This window comes from Microbispora sp. NBC_01389, assembly GCF_045040095.1.
Lineage (GTDB): Bacteria > Actinomycetota > Actinomycetes > Streptosporangiales > Streptosporangiaceae > Microbispora.
In genome coordinates this window covers 1,875,654-1,894,767 of the sequence record NZ_CP109552.1, presented here as the reverse complement: position 1 = coordinate 1,894,767, position 19,114 = coordinate 1,875,654, and the positions used below count along the sequence as shown (strand labels likewise).

At 69.6% G+C, this 19,114-nt stretch carries 21 protein-coding genes; 14 read left to right on the top strand and 7 right to left on the bottom strand.

Annotated features, from left to right (window positions below):
• Positions 1-88: 88 nt before the first annotated feature.
• Both OG344_RS08445 and OG344_RS08440 read left to right on the top strand, forming a co-directional pair.
• Positions 89-1,525 carry a glycosyltransferase family 87 protein gene (locus tag OG344_RS08445; RefSeq protein WP_405087726.1) on the top strand — a complete coding sequence of 479 codons (1,437 nt, stop codon included), beginning with the start codon at positions 89-91 and terminating at the stop codon, positions 1,523-1,525.
• A 160-nt stretch (positions 1,526-1,685) separates the two neighbouring features.
• The gene (locus OG344_RS08440; protein WP_405087725.1) at positions 1,686-2,921 is read left to right on the top strand and encodes a glycosyltransferase 87 family protein; all 1,236 of its coding nucleotides are present in this window, start codon (positions 1,686-1,688) and stop codon (positions 2,919-2,921) included.
• A 46-nt stretch (positions 2,922-2,967) separates the two neighbouring features.
• On the opposite strand, the gene OG344_RS08435 is transcribed toward OG344_RS08440, so the two are convergent.
• The gene (locus OG344_RS08435; RefSeq protein WP_327048678.1) at positions 2,968-3,756 is read right to left on the bottom strand and encodes a deoxyribonuclease IV; all 789 of its coding nucleotides are present in this window, start codon (positions 3,754-3,756) and stop codon (positions 2,968-2,970) included.
• 178 nt (positions 3,757-3,934) lie between these two features.
• Here OG344_RS08435 and OG344_RS08430 point away from each other — a divergent pair, with 178 nt between their 5' ends.
• Complete coding sequence (locus OG344_RS08430; protein ID WP_165900793.1) at positions 3,935-4,111, top strand: hypothetical protein; 177 nt, start codon at positions 3,935-3,937, stop codon at positions 4,109-4,111.
• A gap of 25 nt (positions 4,112-4,136) precedes the next feature.
• Here the strand turns inward: OG344_RS08430 and OG344_RS08425 are convergent, their stop codons facing one another.
• A complete protein-coding gene (locus OG344_RS08425; RefSeq protein ID WP_327048677.1) occupies positions 4,137-4,433 on the bottom strand; it encodes a hypothetical protein in 297 nt (98 codons plus the stop codon).
• A gap of 218 nt (positions 4,434-4,651) precedes the next feature.
• On the opposite strand from OG344_RS08425, the gene rpsF reads away from it, so the two are divergent.
• The 7 genes from rpsF to OG344_RS08390 all read left to right on the top strand — a co-directional run bounded on the left by rpsF (position 4,652) and on the right by OG344_RS08390 (position 9,112).
• Positions 4,652-4,942, top strand: coding sequence for a 30S ribosomal protein S6 (gene rpsF, locus OG344_RS08420; protein WP_327048676.1), 291 nt, complete (start codon positions 4,652-4,654; stop codon positions 4,940-4,942).
• 142 nt (positions 4,943-5,084) lie between these two features.
• Complete coding sequence (locus OG344_RS08415) at positions 5,085-5,612, top strand: single-stranded DNA-binding protein (protein ID WP_405087724.1); 528 nt, start codon at positions 5,085-5,087, stop codon at positions 5,610-5,612.
• Between the two features lie 110 nt (positions 5,613-5,722).
• Positions 5,723-5,959, top strand: coding sequence for a 30S ribosomal protein S18 (rpsR, locus tag OG344_RS08410; protein WP_036324737.1), 237 nt, complete (start codon positions 5,723-5,725; stop codon positions 5,957-5,959).
• 17 nt (positions 5,960-5,976) lie between these two features.
• Positions 5,977-6,423 carry a 50S ribosomal protein L9 gene (gene rplI / locus OG344_RS08405; RefSeq protein ID WP_327048674.1) on the top strand — a complete coding sequence of 149 codons (447 nt, stop codon included), beginning with the start codon at positions 5,977-5,979 and terminating at the stop codon, positions 6,421-6,423.
• Positions 6,424-6,606: 183 nt separating this feature from the next.
• Positions 6,607-7,506 carry an ABC transporter substrate-binding protein gene (locus OG344_RS08400; RefSeq protein WP_327048673.1) on the top strand — a complete coding sequence of 300 codons (900 nt, stop codon included), beginning with the start codon at positions 6,607-6,609 and terminating at the stop codon, positions 7,504-7,506.
• Positions 7,503-8,372, top strand: coding sequence for an amino acid ABC transporter permease (locus OG344_RS08395; RefSeq protein WP_327048672.1), 870 nt, complete (start codon positions 7,503-7,505; stop codon positions 8,370-8,372). The genes OG344_RS08400 and OG344_RS08395 overlap by 4 nt, the downstream gene beginning before the upstream one ends.
• A complete protein-coding gene (locus OG344_RS08390; protein ID WP_405087723.1) occupies positions 8,369-9,112 on the top strand; it encodes an amino acid ABC transporter ATP-binding protein in 744 nt (247 codons plus the stop codon). Before OG344_RS08395 ends, OG344_RS08390 begins: the two co-directional genes overlap by 4 nt.
• A 1-nt stretch (position 9,113) precedes the next feature.
• Here the strand turns inward: OG344_RS08390 and OG344_RS08385 are convergent, their stop codons facing one another.
• Positions 9,114-10,442 carry an MATE family efflux transporter gene (locus OG344_RS08385; protein WP_405087722.1) on the bottom strand — a complete coding sequence of 443 codons (1,329 nt, stop codon included), beginning with the start codon at positions 10,440-10,442 and terminating at the stop codon, positions 9,114-9,116.
• A 392-nt stretch (positions 10,443-10,834) separates the two neighbouring features.
• Here OG344_RS08385 and OG344_RS08380 point away from each other — a divergent pair, with 392 nt between their 5' ends.
• Together OG344_RS08380 and OG344_RS08375 are read left to right on the top strand one after the other, a co-directional pair.
• Entirely contained in the window at positions 10,835-13,381 is a 2,547-nt protein-coding gene (locus tag OG344_RS08380; protein WP_405089058.1) for a replicative DNA helicase, read from the top strand.
• 99 nt (positions 13,382-13,480) lie between these two features.
• Entirely contained in the window at positions 13,481-15,127 is a 1,647-nt protein-coding gene (locus OG344_RS08375) for an IS1182 family transposase (RefSeq protein ID WP_405087721.1), read from the top strand.
• A gap of 276 nt (positions 15,128-15,403) precedes the next feature.
• Here the strand turns inward: OG344_RS08375 and OG344_RS08370 are convergent, their stop codons facing one another.
• Together OG344_RS08370 and OG344_RS08365 are read right to left on the bottom strand one after the other, a co-directional pair.
• On the bottom strand, positions 15,404-15,592 hold the full coding sequence (locus tag OG344_RS08370; RefSeq protein ID WP_405087720.1) for a hypothetical protein: 189 nt from the start codon (positions 15,590-15,592) through the stop codon (positions 15,404-15,406).
• Positions 15,593-15,693: 101 nt separating this feature from the next.
• Positions 15,694-16,317: a PadR family transcriptional regulator gene (locus OG344_RS08365; protein ID WP_405087719.1), complete on the bottom strand. Its 624-nt coding sequence runs from the start codon at positions 16,315-16,317 to the stop codon at positions 15,694-15,696.
• A gap of 94 nt (positions 16,318-16,411) precedes the next feature.
• On the opposite strand from OG344_RS08365, the gene OG344_RS08360 reads away from it, so the two are divergent.
• Together OG344_RS08360 and OG344_RS08355 are read left to right on the top strand one after the other, a co-directional pair.
• A complete protein-coding gene (locus OG344_RS08360) occupies positions 16,412-16,558 on the top strand; it encodes a hypothetical protein (RefSeq protein ID WP_405087718.1) in 147 nt (48 codons plus the stop codon).
• A 52-nt stretch (positions 16,559-16,610) separates the two neighbouring features.
• A complete protein-coding gene (locus OG344_RS08355) occupies positions 16,611-17,948 on the top strand; it encodes a carotenoid oxygenase family protein (protein WP_405087717.1) in 1,338 nt (445 codons plus the stop codon).
• Between the two features lie 132 nt (positions 17,949-18,080).
• On the opposite strand, the gene OG344_RS08350 is transcribed toward OG344_RS08355, so the two are convergent.
• Both OG344_RS08350 and OG344_RS08345 read right to left on the bottom strand, forming a co-directional pair.
• Positions 18,081-18,815, bottom strand: coding sequence for a metallophosphoesterase (locus OG344_RS08350; protein ID WP_405087716.1), 735 nt, complete (start codon positions 18,813-18,815; stop codon positions 18,081-18,083).
• Positions 18,816-18,908: 93 nt separating this feature from the next.
• On the bottom strand, positions 18,909-19,091 hold the full coding sequence (locus tag OG344_RS08345; RefSeq protein WP_405087715.1) for a type II toxin-antitoxin system Phd/YefM family antitoxin: 183 nt from the start codon (positions 19,089-19,091) through the stop codon (positions 18,909-18,911).
• Positions 19,092-19,114: the final 23 nt, after the last annotated feature.

The window sequence follows — 19,114 nt, the reverse complement described above, 5'->3', positions numbered from 1 at the left end:
GTGACGAGGGGCCCGCGGCGACGCGCCGCGGGCTCCCTCGATTCGCCGGAGTCGCCAACTCACGGCGTTCGATGGTGCAATACCCACCATGACGACCCGGACCACGAACGACTCCGCCCCGATGCCCGGGGTCGCCGCGCGGGCGGTGCCGTACCTGCCTCTCGGGCTCCTCGCGGGACTCGGCGCCGTCCTCGCCTATCTGTGGAAGTATCCCTGCCGGTTCGGCGGCGCCTGGGACGGCGGAATCGGGCAGTACACGCACTTCTGCTACACCGACATCTATCCGCTGTTCTGGGCGGAGAAGCTCAACGAGGGCAAGGTCCCCTACGTCGACTACCCGGTCGAATATCCGGTGGGCATCGGCGGGATCATGGAGTTCGCCCGGCGCCTCGCCGGCGGCGACGGGGTCGTGTTCTACGACGTCACCGTGGTCCTGATGGGTCTCGCGCTGGTCGCGGGCGTGCTGCTGACGGCCGCGCTCGCGGGCCGCCGCCCCTGGGACGCCCTGTGGTACGCCATCGGCCCGGCCGTCATCCTCTGCGCGTACATCAACTGGGACCTCGCCGCGGGCGCGCTCGCGCTCGGCGGCCTGCTGGCCTGGGCCCGGCACCGGCCGTGGCTGGCCGGCGTGTTGCTGGCCCTGTCCGTGGCCACGAAGTTCTATCCGCTGATGTTCTTCGGCGCGTTGTTCCTGCTCACTCTGCGTACGGCCAGGTGGGTGCCGTTCCTGAAGACCGTCGCGGGGGCGGCGGGCGCCTGGCTGCTGGTCAACGTGCCGATCATGTTGGTCAACTTCGAGGGCTGGCAGCGGTTCTACGCCTTCAGCAGCGAGCGCGGCGCCGACTGGGGCGGCCTGTGGTTCTTCTTCCAGAAGACGCAGTGGTTCGGCCACGACCGGCCCGAGTTCCTGGCCTTCCTCGGGGACTCCGAGAAGCTGAACACGATGGCCATGGCCGCGCTGGCGGTGCTGCTGCTGGGCGTGGCCGTGCTCGCCCTCGCCGCGCCGCGCCGGCCGCGCCTGATGCAGCTGTGCTTCCTGGCCCTGGCCGCCTTCATGATCACCAACAAGGTCTGGTCGCCGCAGTACGTCCTGTGGCTGGTGCCGTTCGCGGTGCTGGCCAGGCCGAGGTGGGGGGCCCTCGCCGCCTGGCAGGTGGCCGAGTGCTGGTACTTCTTCTCGATCTGGCTCTACCTGATCACCCAGATTCCCGACCAGGCCTCGCTCGGCATCGGCGACGACCCCTACTTCCTGTCGGTCTGGGCCCGGCTGCTGACCATCCTCGTCCTGATGGCGCTGGTCGTCTGGGAGATCCTGCGCCCCGAGCACGACGTCGTCCGCCAGGGGGATGTGGACGATCCGTCCGGCGGCCCGTTCGACCAGGCCGCGGACCGTTTCGTGCTGCGCCGCGCGTTCCTCGCCCGGGGCGGGACCCAGGAGCGTGGCGAACCAGAGGAGCGTGGCGAACCAGAGGAGCGTGGCGAACCCGGGGAGCGAGGCGGGAAGGCGCAGCCGGAACCGGTCTGAGCCATGAATCTTTCATCGGATTTCGCGGCCCGTGCCTACCCTCGCGCGCACCCTCGCGCGTACTCTTTCGAGCGCCTCCGCCGGAGGTCCTCGCGAGACGTACGCGCGGGCTTCGCGTAACGTCGCACGCAAGCGTGCGGCGAACGGGGAGGAGACGGTGATGCGCAGGAGGCCGCCATGGCTTCTGCTGCTCGTGTGGACGGTGACCCGGGCGGGGCTGTTCCTCGTCGTGACCCAGGTCATCCCGACCGGCCACGGCGACTCCTTCAGCAACGACGTCTCCCTCTACCAGGGCTGGTCGGACGTCCTGGCGCGGGGGGAGTTCCCCGCCGGGGACGACAAGTGGCAGTATCCGCCGTTCGCGGCGCTGCCGATGCTCCTTCCCCGGCTGCTGCCGTTCGAGTATCACGTCGCCTTCTATCTGCTGTCCCTGCTGTGCGACCTCGCGATCCTGTTCCTGGTGTGGCGGTTCTCGCGGTCCCCGGACGGCGGTGGCCGCACCGGCCCGTGGGCGTGGACCATCGGCGCGGCCCTGCTCGGGCCGGTGCTCATCGCCCGGTACGACCTGATGGTCACGCTGGTGGCGGTGCTGGCGCTGACGGCCTCGGCGCACCCGGCGGTGCGCGGGTCGCTGATCGGCGTCGGGCTCATCGTCAAGGTGTGGCCGGTCGCGCTGCTCACCGGCCTGCGGCGGTGGCGCGAACTGCTGACCGCCACGGGCTCCACCCTCGTCGTCGCGGTGGCGGGCTGCGGCATGGCCGCCCTGACCCTGCCGCACGCGCTCGACTTCCTCACCGCCCAGCAGGAGCGGGGGCTGCAGATCGAGTCGCTCGCCGCGACGCCGTTCGCGCTGGCCCGGGCCGTCGGGTGGTGGGACGGCTTCACCACCTACCAGCACGGCTCGATGGAGGCCGTGGGCTCCGGCGTGGACACCGCCGTCTGGGTGAGCCTGGCGGCCACGCCCGCGGCGCTCGTGCTGATCGCGGTGTGGTGGCTGCGCGCCGCCCCGAGCCCGCGGTCCTACTACGACGCGGCGCTCACCACCGTGCTGTTCCTGGTCGTCACCAGCCGGGTCCTGTCGCCGCAGTACTTCGTCTGGGTGATCGGCGTCGCCGCCGTCGCCCTGTCGGTGCGGCGCGCGGAGCCGGGCCCGACGCAGCGGCCGGCCGCCTGGCTCGTCGTGGTCGCCGCCCTGCTCACCGGGATCATGTATCCCTGGGTGGAGCAGGACTACAGCTGGGAGGGCACGCTGCCCGGCACCGTGGTGCTGACCCTCCGGAACCTGGTCTTCCTGGCCGCGGCGGTGACGTCGTACGTACAACTCTGGCGGGCCACGCGCAGGCCGAAGCCGGCGAAGGACGAGCAGGACATTCGCGAAGCCCTACCCGTTTTCTGAGGCTCGCAATCCGCAGGTTTATCCACAGGCTGTGGACGGCCTGTCCCTAAAGATGCTTGCGGAGGAACGCGATGTCCTCGGCCTGACCCTCGAACGGCGTCTCGACCACGATCGGCGCCCCGGCCGCGCGGCAGACCGCGAGGATCAGCTCGGGGTCGATCCGGCCGGCGCCGAGGTTGGCGTGCCGGTCGGCGCCCGAGTCGAACGCGTCCCGCGAGTCGTTGCAGTGCACGAGGTCGATCCGGCCAGTGATCGCCTTCACCCGCTCCACCAGCCCGGCGAGCTCCTCGCCGCCCGCGTGGAAGTGACAGGTGTCGAGGCAGAAACCGACCATCGACGGATCCGGCGCCCCCGCCGTCGCGGCGTCCCACAGCCGGGCGATCCGCTCCAGCCTGCGGGCCATCGCGTTGCCGCCGCCCGCGGTGTTCTCGATCAGGACGGGAATCGGGCACTCGGTGCGCTCGAAGACCTTGCGCCAGTTGTCGAACCCGGTCTGCGGGTCGTCGCCCGCGTTGACGTGCCCGCCGTGGACGACCAGCCCCTTGGCGCCGATCGACGCCGCCGCCTTGAGGTGCGCGTCCAGGAGCTTGCGGCTCGGGATGCGGATGCGGTTGTTCGCGGTCGCCACGTTGATGACGTACGGCGCGTGGACGTAGACGTCGACGTCCGACGCGCGCAGGGCGTCGGACGTGGCCGGGAGCACCGGGCTCTTCCAGCCCTGCGGGTCGCCGAGGAAGAACTGCGCCACCTCGGCGTCGCGGGCCGCCGCGTGCGCCAGCGGGTCGTCCTGGTCGACGTGGGCCCCGATCCGCGGGCCGGCGCTGTGGCTGTCCATGAAGGTCCTCCAACACGTGCGTGCCTGGTGAGCGGCTGCCGGACGCGGAGGGCGAACTGTAGGCGCTCTCCAAGAGCGTTTCAAGAGGGCGTGCTGTTTCAAGAGAGCACGCAGGGGAAGTCGCGTGTCACGCGCCCTTAGACCCGCGCGCCGATCCTACTTCGTCAGGGAGACGAGCATGAGATATCGCTTAGGCAGCTTCATCCTTCTCATCTACATCCTCGTCGGCCTCTACGTGGCCTGGATCCACCACTACATCACCCCCACCCTCATCAAGCAGGTCGCCCAGGCCCTGATCGCCGTCTTCCTGTGGTTCCTCGTGCTCCTCGGCGTCGACCTGCACATCGGCGGCTGAGCCCCTGGGTTCAGTTGCGCGGGGTTCAGTTGCGCAGGGTGAACCCACGGGGGAAGAACCCGCCGTGCGCGATCCCCAGCGCCGCGCCGACGAACGACCCCACGATCCCCACGATGATCAGGGCTCGTTGCCTGCTGGTCGACGAGACGAACTGCGCGTAGAGGCCGCCCCAGAACCCGGCCGCGCCGACCCATGACGCGACCATGTGCGCCTGCACGACGAACCCGGTGACGAACGCCACCAGACCACACGCGAGCGTGGCGATCGTCATCGCGTTCTCCCGCGGGTGCGGCCGCCCGTCGGTGTTCAGCGTCAGGCGCACTGGGCGCCTCTTTCCCCGGCCGATGACACGTGGCATCGCGCCTCCCCCCTCTCCGACCTCCAGTTTCGCTCTTCGTCCGGCTCACGGCCAAGGGGCTGATAGCCTTGTTCGACTGCGTCTGACTCAGCGCGGGCGGCTGACCGCCCGGCATCGCGCAGGGTCCTCCTGTCACGGCAAGGTGTCGTGACCGCAAGAGTCCAGAGGAGGTTGGATAACACATGCGTCGCTACGAGATGATGGTCATCCTCGACCCGTCCCTCGACGAGCGCACCGTGCAGCCGTCGATCGACCAGTTCCTCGCCGTCGTCCGCAATGACGGCGGAAGCGTGGAGAAGGTCGATGTCTGGGGCCGTCGCCGCCTGTCCTACGACATCGAGAAGAAGTCCGAGGGCATCTACGCGGTGGTCGACCTGACCGCAGAGCCCGCCACCGTGAAGGAGCTGGACCGCCAGCTCAACCTGAACGAGGGCATTCTCCGCACCAAGGTCATCCGCCCCGAGCTGCACTAGTGCCCCTCCCGCCGATCTTTGCTTCGGGCAAATCTCGGCGGTCGCGGCACGACGGCTCCGAAGCCCGGCGGTTTGTCGGGCCTGAGCCGTACTCTGAGCCCTTGACGGCTCAGCTGGCGGGATAGGAAGGCGAAAGCGACCGATGGCAGCAGGCGACACACAGATCACCATTGTCGGCAATCTTGTCGACGACCCGGAGCTGCGCTTCACCCCGACGGGGCAGGCCGTGGCCCGGTTCCGCATCGCGTCCACTCCGAGGTTCCTGGACAAGCAGACCAACGAGTGGAAAGACGGCGAGGGCCTGTTCCTCACCTGCAACGTCTGGCGGCAGGCGGCGGAGAACGTCGCCGAGAGCCTCCAGCGCGGCATGCGGGTGATCGTGCAGGGACGGCTGCGCCAGCGATCGTACGAGACCAAGGAAGGCGAGAAGCGCACGGTCTACGAGGTCGAGGTCGACGAGGTCGGCCCTTCGCTGCGCAACGCGACGGCGAAGGTCAACAAGACCTCGCGCCAGGGCGGAGGCGGCGGCGGCTTCGGCGGCGGCGGCCCGGCCAACGACCCGTGGGCGTCCGCGGCTCCCGCTCCGCAGGGTGGTGGCGGCGGCTTCGGCGGCGCCCCCCAGGGTGGTGGCGGCTTCGGCGGCGACTTCAGCGACGAACCGCCCTTCTAGGGAAACGACCTTCGGGTACGACCCGGTCCCGGGCCTTCCGGTCCCCCTCACCGTAAACACAACCGAGCGACCATTCCCGCGAGACGCGGGGCTCTGAAAGGAGCACCACGATGGCGAAGCCGGCAGTGCGCAAGCCGAAGAAAAAGGTTTGCCTCTTCTGTCACGACAAGATCTCCTACGTCGACTACAAGGACACGGCGCTGCTGCGGAAGTTCATCTCCGACCGCGGCAAGATCCGTGCCCGCCGGGTGACGGGCAACTGCACCCAGCACCAGCGCGACGTGGCCACCGCTATCAAGAACGCTCGTGAGATGGCCCTGCTGCCGTACACGAGCACCGCGCGCTGAGAAGGGAGACCCAGGACATGAAGCTCATTCTCACCAATGAGGTCTCCGGGCTCGGCGCCCCCGGCGACGTCGTCGAGGTCAAGGACGGCTACGGCCGCAATTACCTCATTCCGCGTGGCTTCGCCATCCGCTGGACCCGCGGCGCCGAGTCGCAGGTCGCCTCGCTGAAGAAGGCCCGCGCCTCCCGCGAGATTCGCGACCTCGGCTCCGCCAAGGAGGTCGCCGGCCAGCTCGGCGCGCTCAAGGTCAGGCTGAAGACCCGCGCCGGCGAGTCCGGCCGGCTGTTCGGCTCGGTCACGACCGGTGACATCGCCGACGCCGTCAAGGCCGCCGGCGGTCCCCAGCTCGACCGCCGCCGCATCGAGATCGGTAACGCGATCAAGAGCGTCGGCACCCACAAGGTGAGCGTCCGGCTGCACCCGGAGGTCGCCGCCACCATCGATGTCGAGGTGGTCGCGGGCTGACCCCCGCCGCAGTCCGTCGAGGGCCCTTCTCCGTCCGCGGAGAGGGGCCCTTCGTCGTCCGAGCCGTTCCGGGGAGCCTGGATATCCGCGATATCCCCAGGTAAAGAGGGGTTTTACGGAACGCTAGTATCATCCCATCCGTTTCGACGGATTTCGTGGAAAGACCCCCTGATGGAGGCTGTGATGCGCCGTCCCTCTCTCCTGCTGGCGTCCGGTGCCCTCACGCTGGCGGCCGCCGCCTGCGCCCCGGCGAACGACGCCTCCACCACCGCGAGCTCCACCGAGAACTCCACGGCGGGCACGTCGGCGGGTGCCTCCACGGGCGCCGACGCGTGCGCCAAGGAGAGCCTGAAGCTCACCACCCCCGGCAAGCTCACCATCGGCACGGACAAGCCGGCGTACGAGCCGTGGTTCAAGAACGACGACCCCTCCAGCGGCCAGGGATTCGAGAGCGCCGTCGCCTACGCGGTGGCCGGGCAGATGGGCTTCACCCGGGACGAGGTCGCCTGGACGGTCGTGCCGTTCGACTCGTCGTTCGCCCCCGGCCCCAAGCAGTTCGACTTCGACGTCAACCAGGTCTCCATCACCCCCGAGCGGGCCAAGGCCGTCGACTTCAGCCAGGGCTACTACACGGTCAAGCAGGGCGTGGTCGCCCTGGAAAGCGGCAGGTACGCCTCCGCCACCAGCCTCGCCGATCTCAAGGACGCCAAGATCGGTGTGCAGGCGGCCACCACCGCGCTGCAGGCCGTACGGTCGGTCATCCAGCCGGCCAAGGACCCGAGCGTGTTCAACCAGCAGGTCGACGTGATCACCGCGCTGAAGAACAAGCAGATCGACGCCATCGTCGTCGACCTGCCCACCGCCTTCTACGTCACGGCCGCGCAGGTGAAGGGCTCGAAGATCGTCGGCCAGTTCGCCGCGACCGGCGGCGAGCCGGAGGAGTTCGGCCTGCTGTTCCAGAAGGGCAGCTCCCTGGTGAGCTGCGTCGACAAGGCGCTCGGCGAGCTGCGGAGCTCCGGTGAGCTGGCGAAGATCGAGGGCGACTGGCTGACCGCCGCCGCGGGCGCGCCGGAGCTGAAGTGACCGACGGGCACGCGGCGGCGCCGGAGTGGGTGAAGAGCGAGCGGCAGCTCCGCCGGGAGGCGGAGCTGCGCGCCCGCGGGCGGCGGTCGATCTCGGCCGCCACCGCGTCCACGCTCGTCGTGGTGGTCACGCTGATCGTGGTGATCACCACCTCGCCGGGGTGGCCCCGGGTCCAGGAGACCTTCTTGAGCCCCGAAGCCTTCGTCGAGGCGCTGCCCGACGTGCTGCGCGGCTTCCTGCTCAACATCAAGATCTTCCTCATCGCCGAGCCGCTGATCCTGGTGCTGGGGCTCGTCGTCGCGCTCGTACGCGGCCTGCGTTCGCCGGTGTTCTTCCCGCTGCGCGCGCTCGCGGTGCTCTACACGGACGTCTTCCGTGGCATCCCGACCATCCTGCTCGTCTACCTGGTCGGGTTCGGCGTTCCGGCGCTCCAACTGCAGGGCGCGCCGGGTGACCCGGTCACGCTCGGCATCATCGCCCTCGTACTGTCCTACGGCGCGTACGTCGCGGAGGTGTTCCGCGCGGGGATCGAGTCGGTGCATCCCAGCCAGCGGGCGGCGGCCCGGTCGCTGGCCCTCACCCATGGCCAGACGATGCGCTACGTGGTGCTGCCGCAGGCCGTCCGCCGGGTGGTCCCGCCACTGCTCAACGACTTCACCTCGCTGCAGAAGGACACCGCCCTGGTGGCCGTGCTCGGACCGCTGGAGGCGCTGCGGCAGGCGCAGATCCACGCCGCCATGTCCTTCAACTACACGCCCTACCTGGTCGCCGCGCTGCTGTTCATCGCGCTGACCGTGCCGATGGCCCGGTTCACCGACCATCTCGCCGCGCGGGCGCGGCGTCGTGAGGGAGGCGGGGACGCGTGAGCCTGCTGAAGGTCGAGGGCGTCTGGAAGCACTACCACCGTCAGAGCGTGCTGCGCGGCGTCGATCTGGAGGTCGCCCAGCACGAGGTGGTCTGCCTGATCGGCGCGTCCGGCTCGGGCAAGTCGACGCTGCTGCGCTGCGTCAACCTGCTGGAGACGATCGACGACGGCGCGATCCACCTGGACGGAACGGAGATCACGGATCCGCGGGCCGACGCGGACGACGTCCGCCGCCGCATCGGCATGGTGTTCCAGGCCTACAACCTGTTCCCGCACATGACCGTGCTGGACAACATCACGCTCGCGCCGCGCAGGGTCCACGGCGTGCGGGCGGAGGAGGCCGAGGCGCGGGCGCGCGAGCTGCTGGACAGGTTCGGGCTGGCGGACAGGGCGGACGAGTATCCCGACCGGCTCTCCGGCGGGCAGCAGCAGCGCGTCGCCGTGATCCGCGCGGTCGCGACCGGCCCGCGCCTGCTGCTGCTCGACGAGGTGACCTCCGCGCTCGACCCGACGCTGGTCACCGAGGTGCTGGGGATCATCCGCGAGCTCAAGGACACCGGGATGACCATGATCCTGGCCACCCACGAGATGGGCTTCGCCCGGGACATCGCCGACAAGGTCTGCTTTCTCGAAGGCGGCGTGCTGCTGGAGAGCGGCCCGCCCGGGCAGATCTTCACCGAGCCCCGGCACCCCCGCACCCGCGCGTTCCTCCAGCGGGTGCTGGAGGCCCGCCGCATGTGAGTCAGCCGGCCGTCCGCGAGGTGCCGGTGACCATCCAGGCGGTGCCGTACGCGCGGACGCCGAGCGTGACCAGCCGGGCGGCCATCCAGGCCCCGAGCGCGAGCCACAGGGCGACCAGGGTGTCCGCGACCATGGCGAACGGCAGGAAGGCCAGCGTCGTCCACAGCCCGGCGCGGGCGAGGTAGCGCTGGTCGCCGGCGCCGATGAGGACGCCGTCCAGCACGAACACGAGACCCGCGACGGGCTGGAGGAGGGCCACCGGCCACAGCACGGCCAGCAGTTCGGCCGCGGCCACGCCGCGCGCGTCGAACAGGGCCGGGACCAGCGGCCGGGCGGCGAGCACGAGGGCGCCGAACACCACGCCGCAGACGACGCCCCAGATCAGCATGCGCCGGGTCGCCGCGCGGGTGCCCGAGGCGTCTCCCGCGCCCAGCGCGCGGCCGGTGATGGCCTGACCGGCGATCGCGATGGCGTCGAGGGCGAAGGCGAGGAACGTCCAGATCCGGGTGGCGATCGTGTGCGCGGCGATCCGCTCGTCGCCCATGCGGGTCGCGATCGCCGCGGCGACGAGCAGCACCGCCTGCAGGCACGCCGTACGGACGACCAGGGCGAGCCCGGCCGTTCCGGCGGCGCGCAGCCCCGCGAGGTCGGGCAGCAGCGAGGCGCGCTGCGCGCGGGCGGCGCGCACGACCATCACGAGGTAGGCCGCCGCCGCGAGGGCCTGCGTGAGGACCGTGCCCCAGGCCGACCCGGCGAGCCCCCAGCCGAGCCCGAGCACGAACCAGGCGTTGAGCAGGCCGTTCAGGGCGAAGGACGCCACGGAGACCACGAGCGGCGTGCGCGTGTCCTGCATCCCGCGCAGCACGCCGGTGCCGGCGAGGACCAGCAGCATCGCGGGGACGCCGATGAGGCTGATGCGCAGGTAGGTGACCGCCCCCGTGGCGAGCTGGCCCACCGCTCCGAACAGGTGTACGATAAACGGAGCAAGAGGCCAGCACGCCACACCGACGGCCAGGCCGATGATCGCGGCCAGCCACAGGCCGTCCATCCCCTGGCGCATCGCCTGCCTGACGTCCCCCGCCCCGAGCCTCCGCGCGACCGCGGCCGTGGTGGCGTACGCGAGGAACACGCACAGCCCGACGAGAGCCGACAGTGCCGCGCTGGCCACACCGAGCGCGCCGAGCGCAGGATCGGGGAGGTGGCCGACGATGACGGAGTCGGTGAGCAGGAAGAGCGGCTCGGCCACGAGTGCCCCGAATGCCGGGATTGCGAGCCTCAGGATCTCCCTGTCGTGGGCGCGTCCGTGTCCTGTTCTGGGAGTAAGGGACATAAGCCTATTTTGCGGCTTACGAGGTCATGCTCGACCGGCATCGCGAATCCGTCTGCGACTTTCTTTCCTCCACAGGCGGTGGACAGCGAAACCGCAGGTGATGAGGGACTTCCGCGTTGAGGCCGCAGCTGTGTCCACAGGCTCGTCCCCAGGCTTCCCACATGTCACGGGCGTGCCTGCACACGTTGTCCACAGGCTTGTCCACCGGCCGGGTTGCCGCCCGGCCCCGAGGTTGGGGAGACTGTCGCACCGGATTGGGGATGCTGTGACCGCTGGGCAGGGGGTGTGAGGTGAGCGTGCTCGACTTCCCGGGAGGCCCGGGAGGCTCCGAATCGTCGTTCGAGCGGACGCCGCCGCACAACATCGAGGCCGAGCAGTCGGTGCTCGGCGGCATGCTGCTGTCCAAGGACGCCATCGCCGACGTCATCGAGGTGCTGCGCGCCGACGACTTCTACCGTCCGGCCCACCAGATCGTCTTCGACGTCATCACCGACCTGTACGGCCGGGGAGAGCCCGCCGACTCGGTGACGGTCTTCGACGAGCTGCAGAAGCGCGGCGAGGTCGCCCGCGTCGGCGGCGGCGCCTACCTGCACACCCTGACCGCGATCGTGCCCACCGCCGCGAACGCCGGCTACTACGCGAAGATCGTCCGGGAGCAGGCCGTCCTGCGGCGCCTCATCGAGGCGGGCACCCGCATCGTCTCCTACGGCTTCGGCGGTCAGGGCGAGGAGGTCGACGACCTGGTCGACCGCGCCCAGGCCGAGATCTACAAGGTCACCGAGCGCCGCACGTCCGAGGACTACCTCCCGCTGTCGGACATCATGCCCGCCGCCCTGGACGAGATCGAGGCCATCGGCAGCCGCGGCGGCCAGATGGTCGGCGTCCCGACCGGCTTCCAGGACCTCGACGCCCTCACCCACGGCCTCCACCCCGGCCAGATGATCGTCGTGGCAGCCCGCCCCGCGATCGGAAAAAGCACCCTAGGTCTGGATTTCGCCCGGTCTGCGGCGATTAAGCATCAAATGACCACGGTCATCTTCTCGCTGGAGATGTCGCGCAACGAGATCACGATGCGCCTGTTGTCGGCGGAGGCGCGGGTCCCGCTGCAGACGATGCGCTCGGGCTCGATGAGCGACGACGACTGGACCCGGATGGCCCGCCGGATGGGGGAGGTCGCCGAGGCGCCGCTGTTCATCGACGACTCCCCGAACATGTCGATGATGGAGATCAGGGCCAAGTGCCGCCGCCTGAAGCAGCGGCACGACCTGCGGTTTGTGATCGTCGACTATCTGCAGCTCATGAGCTCGCCGAAGAAGACCGAGAGCCGCCAGCAGGAGGTCTCCGAGCTGTCCCGGGCGCTCAAGCTGCTGGCCAAGGAGCTGGAGGTGCCGGTCATCGCCATCTCCCAGCTCAACCGTGGCCCCGAGCAGCGAACGGACAAACGCCCCCAAGTGTCAGACCTGCGCGAAAGTGGCTGTCTGACCGCATCTACGCGGATTCTCCGAGCGGACACCGGCAGCGAGGTCTCTTTGGGAGAACTTCTGGAGGCAGGGACACGCGACATCCCTGTCTGGTCCCTCGACGATCGGCTGAAGCTCGTGCCCCGGACGATGACCCATGTCTTCCCAAGCGGAACGAAAGAAGTCTTCCGCGTCAAGCTCAGGTCGGGGCGTGAAGTCGAGGCTACGGCGAACCACCCATTCCTGACATACGATGGATGGAAGCACGTAGGAGATCTCGCTCCAGGCTCTCGCGTAGCAGTCCCTCGCCATGTGCCGCCTCCGCTCGCGATCACAGAATGGGACGAGGACGAAGTCATACTGCTCGCTCACCTCATTGGGGATGGGTCTTTCGTACGTCGGCAGCCGATCCGATACGCGAGCACCGACAAGGCCAACCTCGCTGCGGTGGCCGCGTCCGCGGCTGCACGCTTCGGGATCACGGCCGTCGCGGACGAGTACGCCGCCGCACGCTGTACCACCTTGCGCCTGCCCGCACCGCACCGCATCGCCCGTGGACGGCGAAACCCCATTGCGGAATGGCTCGATGAGCATGGCTTGTTCGGCTGCAGAAGTCACGAGAAGTTCATTCCCCAAGGTCTCTTCTCCTTGCCCAAAAGGCAGATCGCACTTTTTCTGCGTCACCTCTGGGCCACTGACGGATGTGTGTGGTGGGATGAGAAAGCAGGGCAGGCGCGTATCTACTACGCCTCCACCAGCCGGCAGCTCGTCGATGGCGTCGCGCGACTACTGTTGCGGTTCAACGTGATGACTCGCGTCAAAGAGGTCCGCAAGGGTGATTACCGGCCCGGATATCAGCTGTTCATTTACGGGGCGGAGAATCAGTTGCGTTTCATCGACGAGATCGGTGTACACGGTGCCCGAGGCGAGATGGCGGCTCTGTGCCGAGAGAACCTCAAAGGAAAGTCGGGGAACACAAACCTCGACACGGTGCCCAAGGAGGTGTGGGACCGCGTTCGCAACGTGCTTGTTGAGCGGTCGCTGACACAGCGGGATTTCACGGCTGCATTGGGGAGCCGGTATTGCGGTACCGCTCTCTTCAAGAGCGCGCCGAGCAGGGAGCGCCTGGCACGTGTCGCAGGCATCCTGGATGACGTGGATCTCGAGATCCTTGCCACCAATGACGTTTTCTGGGACGAGATCTCCTCGGTCGAGAGTCTCGGGGAGCAGCCGGTTTACGACGCCACCGTTCTCGGAACCCACAACTTCGTCGCCAACGGCATTTCCGTCCACAACTCCATCGAGCAGGACGCCGACATGGTGATCCTGCTGCATCGGGAGGACGCGTACGAGCGGGAGTCGCCGCGCGCGGGCGAGGCGGACCTGATCGTGGCCAAGCACCGAAACGGCCCCACCGCCACGGTCACCGTCGCCTTCCAGGGTCACTACAGCCGCTTCGTCGACATGGCCACCCACTAGGTGACTGGTGTTTTTCTGGCGGCCTCGCGGTGGCCTCTTCTCGTGTGCCAGGGTGATCGTTGTTGGTCGCCGGGAGCGGGGAGAGGTTGAGGAATGGCAGTGGGCCGGACTCCGATGCAGCCGGGGTTGCTCTCCTCCACGGTGAGTTTCTGCGAGGGACGGCTGGCCCCGAACTCGATCTACGCGGTGCTGCACCGCGAGTGCCGCACGCTGTTCCCGGATGAGATGTTCGCTGACCTGTTCGCCGAGGACGGCCGCAGGTCGGTGCCGCCGATGATCGTGGCGGTGGTCATGGTGCTGCAGCGGCTGGAAGGGCTGTCGGACCGCGAGGCGGTGGACCGGTTCGCCTTCGATGTGCGGTGGAAGTACGCCGCCGGCGGGCTGGACTTCGACCACCCCGGTTTCGTGCACACCGTGCTGGTGGACATGCGGGCCCGGCTGGCCGCCTCCGACCGGCCGAACCGGATTTTCGAGCGGACGGTGCAGGTCGCCGCCCAGGCCGGGCTGGTGGGACGGCGGCGGGTGCTGGACAGTACGCCGATCTACGACGCGGTGGCCACCCAGGACACGATCACGTTGATCCGTTCGGCGGTCCGTGGGCTGCTGCGCGCATCCGACCACCGGCTGCGCGGGGAGCTGCGGGCGGTGATCTCCAGCGGGGACGCCTACACCGACACCGCCAAGCCGGTCATCGACTGGACGGACGCCGCTGAGCGGGAGGCGCTGGTCGACTCGCGTGCCCGGGACGGGTATGCGCTGCTGGCCGTGCTTGACGGTCGCACGCTGGAGCAGGACGTGGCCCAGGCGGCGCGTCTGCTGGCGACGGTGCTCGGCCAAGACCTGGAGCGCGACGGTGAGGGCGGGGTGTTGCGGATCGCCCGCAAGGTGGCCAAGGACCGCGTCATCTCCACCGTCGATCCCGAGGCCCGGCACGGGCACAAGACCGTCAGCCGGTCCTTTGACGGCTACAAGGGCCACATCGCTGAAGATCCCGACAGCGAGATCATCACCGCCACCGTGGTGACCGCCGGCAACGTCGGCGACGCCGACCCTGCAGCCGAACTATTGGCCGGCATCCTGCCCGAGCAGGCCGAGACCGCGTCCAGCGAGACCGCGTCCAGCGAGACCGCGTCCAGCGAGACCGCGTCCAGCGAGACCGCGTCCAGCGAGATCGGGCGGGCCGAGGTCTATGGTGACGCCGCCTACGGCACCGGGCCGCTGCTGGCCAAGCTGGCCGAGGGTGACGTCATCAGCATGGTCAAGGTGCAGCCCGCAGGCGCGCCGGGCGGGCGCTTCACCAAGGACGTGTTCTCTATCGACCTGGCCGGCGGGCGGGTCACCTGCCCGAATCAGGTGACCGTGGAGATCCGGCCGCAGGGTGACGGTGGCGGGGTAGCCCGTTTCGGCGCTGCCTGCGCGGCCTGCCCGTTGGCGGTGCGGTGCACCACCGCCAAGGATGGCCGCGACATCAAGATCAGCCCGTATGAACAGCATTTGGCCGCGGGCCGGGCCCGCAGCGCCGATCCGGACTGGCTGGCCGGCTATCGAGCCACTCGCCCGAAAGTCGAACGCAAGCTCGCCCACATGCTTCGCCGGCGCCATGGCGGACGCCGCGCCCGCGTGCGCGGCCGAGCCAAGATCGATGCCGACTTCTCTTTGCTGGCCGCCGCGGTCAACCTCGCACGTCTGGGCGTCCTTGGTGTGGCCTCCACCGTTCACGGAAGTTGGATGGTGGCTACCGTCTGACCAGCGGGAAGAGGTTAGCCACCCACGTGGTGGCCGGCTCGGGCGTTCCAGACCGGCTTCACCTGGACGGCACCGCTCGCTTCGAACGGGTCAGGCACAGGCCAACCGGTGACGCACAACGGGGCTGAGCGGGCCATCCCATGCGACAGCACGTTCAGGGTGACCCGCTTAACACCAGTCACCTAGTGCCTCTCCCGGGACAGGTGGTCGCAGGGTGCCGAGTGTCTCAGCCGGTGGGGAACGACACCTTTCTCGACCAAGCACAGCCCGGAGACGTCACAGGCGCTTGGAGCGGCCGCCGGCCGGTGGATCGAGCAGAGCCTGGAACTGGTCAGCACCGGGCAGCGCCGAGGCGAGGTCCGCGAAGGGCCGCTGGACCGTATCGCCCTGACGGTGTTCGCGCCGCTGCACGGATACGTCGGCCTGGCGGTGAGCGGCGTGCCGCTGCCCGATACGGACGAGCACGGACTCGACGACGTCATCGCGTCCATCATTCGTGCGTGCAGCCGGAATGAGCCGGGCCGGCCGCGGACACGGCGCCGGGTCTGTTCGCGGTTACAGAAGGTTCATGCGGGCCGCGGGCCGGGCGCGGTGGTTCCGGTGAGCCCTGTGGTTCCGGTGGGCGCGGTGGTTCCGTTGAGTTCGGTGCCCTCGGGTGAGTTCTGGTGGGGCAGGGCCGCGATCCGCGCGGCCGCCCATTCGGCCCAGTCGCGCTGGGCGGCGGTCAGGCGCAGGCCCCACTCCAGGGCGAGGTCTCCGTACAGCCGCAGCGCGTCCTCGCCCTGGCCGATGACCTGTTCGCGCACGCCGCGAAGCGCGGCGTGCTCCTCGCGGGCCTGGACGGCCAGTCCCTCCAGATAACGGTGGGCCTCGTCCGGCGTGACCGTGTCGAGGAAGAAAACCCGCAGCAGCATGTCGCTGCGCCGGTTCTGGGTGGGCGGCTCCTCCACCAGCCAGCGGCGCAGCTCGGCGAGGCCGTCGCCGGTGATCCGATATTCCTTGCGCCCGCGCGGGCCCTCGGCGGCGACCTCGATCAGGTCCTCGCGGGACAGGCGGCCCAGCTCCGAGTAGAGCTGACTCTGGGTGGCCGGCCAGACGTTGGCCAGCGATATCTCGAACGTCTTCAGCAGGTCGTATCCGCTGGCCGGGCCGGCCGACAGGAGCCCGAGAAGTGCGTGACGAAGACTCATGCGGCAGATACTACATTCCTGTGTTGACATGTCACCTCTGGAGCTTCTACTTTCGACATGTCACACATGGAACGTCATCCCGGAGGAATCCGCCGTGCTCCGTTACGTCCTCACCTTCCTCCCCTGGATCGTCTTCTCGGTGCTCAGCACCAACGGCGAGGCGAGGTACGGAGCCGCGGCCGGTCTCCTCTTCACGGTCCGCTATCCCCGGATCGTCCGCGCCCGCTACAAGCCCGCCTGAAGGCCGCCTGAAGGCCGCCGACCGAAAGCCGCCCTGAAAGGAGTCACGCGCCATGACCGCCTCCTACCTGTCCGGCCGCCTCGCCCCCGTGCCCGACGAGATCGACGCGCTCGACCTGCCCGTGGAGGGCACGCTGCCGCCCGAGCTGACCGGCCGCTACTTCCGCAACGGGCCCAACCCCCGCCCCGGCGACGACCCCGGTCACTGGTTCGTCGGCCACGGGATGATCCACGGCATCCGGCTGCGCGACGGGCGCGCCGAGTGGTACCGCAACCGGTGGGTGCGCACCACCCGCCTCGACGGCGCGTCCTACTTCGGCGAAGAGAGCGTCGACCTGGCCGCCGTCCCCGCCAACACCCACGTCATCTCGCACGCCGACAAGATCTTCGCGCTGGTCGAGAACGGCCTGCCGTACGAGATGACGCCGGAGCTCGACACGGTCGGCCCCTGTGACTTCGGCGGCCGGCTCGCCACCGCGATGACCGCACACCCCAAGGAGGACCCGGTCACCGGGGAGCTGCACTTCTTCGGGTACGGCTGGGCGCCGCCGTATCTCACCTATCACCGGCTGTCCGCCGCCGGTGAGCTGGTGGAGACCCGTGAGGTCGAGGTGCCCGGGCCCACGATGGCGCACGACTTCGCGATCACCGCGAACCACGTCGTGTGGCTCGACCTGCCGGTCGTCTTCGACCTGGACCTGGTGGGCCGGGGCATGCCGTACCGGTGGGACGACCTGTACGGCGCCCGGCTCGGCGTGATGAGCCGGAGCACCGGGAAGGTCCAGTGGTTCGAGATCGACCCCTGCTACGTCTTCCACGTGGGGAACGCGAGCGAGGACGAGCACGGGCGGATCGTCGTCGACGCCGTGCGTTACGCGCCGGGGGCGTTCCAGGCCTTCTGGCCGACCATCGGCGGCAGGGCCAATCCCGCCGCGCACACCGGCGGCGCGGCGCTGCACCGCTGGCTGCTCGACCCCGCGACCGGCGTGGCGAAGGACGAGGCCCTCGACGACCGGGAGGTCGAGTTCCCCACCGTCAACGAGACGCTGACCGGGCTGCGCAGCCGCTACCTCTACGCGGTCACCAAGGACGCGATCGTGAAGTACGACACGGGCGCCGGCACGAGCCTGGCCCACGAGACGGGCGACCGTGCGCCCGGTGAGGCCGTGTTCGTGCCCGCCGACAGCACCGCCGGCAGCACCGCCGGCGGGGACAGCGGCGGGGGCGGCGGGGGCGGCGAGGACGCGGGCTGGCTGCTGTCGATCGCCGGCGCCGACGACGGCGCCGAACTGCTCGTGCTCGACGCGTCGGACCTGTCCCAGGTGGCGTCGGTACGGCTGCCGCGGCGGGTGCCCGCGGGGTTCCACGGCTCGTGGATCCCCGACGCCTGAGCGCCGTCGGCGCCCGAGTCCGCCAGCACGTCCGTACGGCCCGCGCGGAAGATCCCGGCGCGGGCCGTACGGCTCAGAGCTCGGGGCCAGAGCTCAGGGACAGCGCTCAGGGACAGCGCTCAGGGACAGCGCTCAGGGAACGGGCCGGAAGTGGGTGGTGACCCGGCCGTCGTCGAGCACGTGCAGGGCGACGGCGGGAGGCAGGTCGCGGTCGATCGGCGGGTGCGCCGAGGTCTCGGACGGCAGCAGCGCCGTGCTGACCACGCCCGGCGCGACCAGCAGCGGCAGCCCGGCGAACGTCGTGGCCGCCGCGGTGTGGGCGTGCCCGGCCAGCACCGCGATGGCGTGCGGGTGACGGCCGAGGACCTCCGCCAGCCCCTCCGGCCGCCCGAGCCGGATCTCGTCCACGTACGGGATGCCGAGCGCGACCGCCGGATGGTGCATGCCGACGAAGGCCGGAACCCCGGGGGTCGCGGCGAGCACCGAGTCGAGCCAGGCCAGCGTGTCGTCGCTCAGCTCACCCTCGGGCCGCCCGGGGACGCTGGAGTCGCACAGCGCGATCGTCGCGTGGTCGAGGTTGAGGGCCTGGTTCACCGGGTGGTCGCCGTCCTGCTCCAGCAGGACCTTGCGGAGATGGGCGCGGGTGTCGTGGTTGCCCGGGCACAGCACGAGCGGCACGTCGTCACCCGAGACGAGCTCACGGATGATCTCGTACTCCTCCATCGCGCCGTGGTCCGCCAGGTCGCCGGTGAGCACGATCGCGTCGGGCCGCAGCGACCTCGCGTAGGTGAGCGCGCGTGCGGCGCGCGAGGTGTTCCGCTCGCTTCCGTCGATGTGGATGTCGCTGACGTGCGCCAGCACGAGCATGTGATACCTCCGGCCATGGATGGGGGGCTACCGGGATGCGGGTCAGTGCTCCGGCCCTTCAGGCCGGGGTGAAGGCCCGCACGGGAGTGCCCGCTAGGGCGCGAGCGTGCCGTGACTTGTTTGGGTTTGCTGCTCGGTCCACCACTCGTACGGGACCAGGACGGCGAATGGTGTGCCGTTACGTTCGATGATGGTGTGCTCGCCAAGGTAGTGGGCGGCGTTGACGCGGTCGCCGATCTTTTCGCGCGCTTCTCGTACACCTATACGAATACTCACAGATCGCATGGTACACTGTGTAC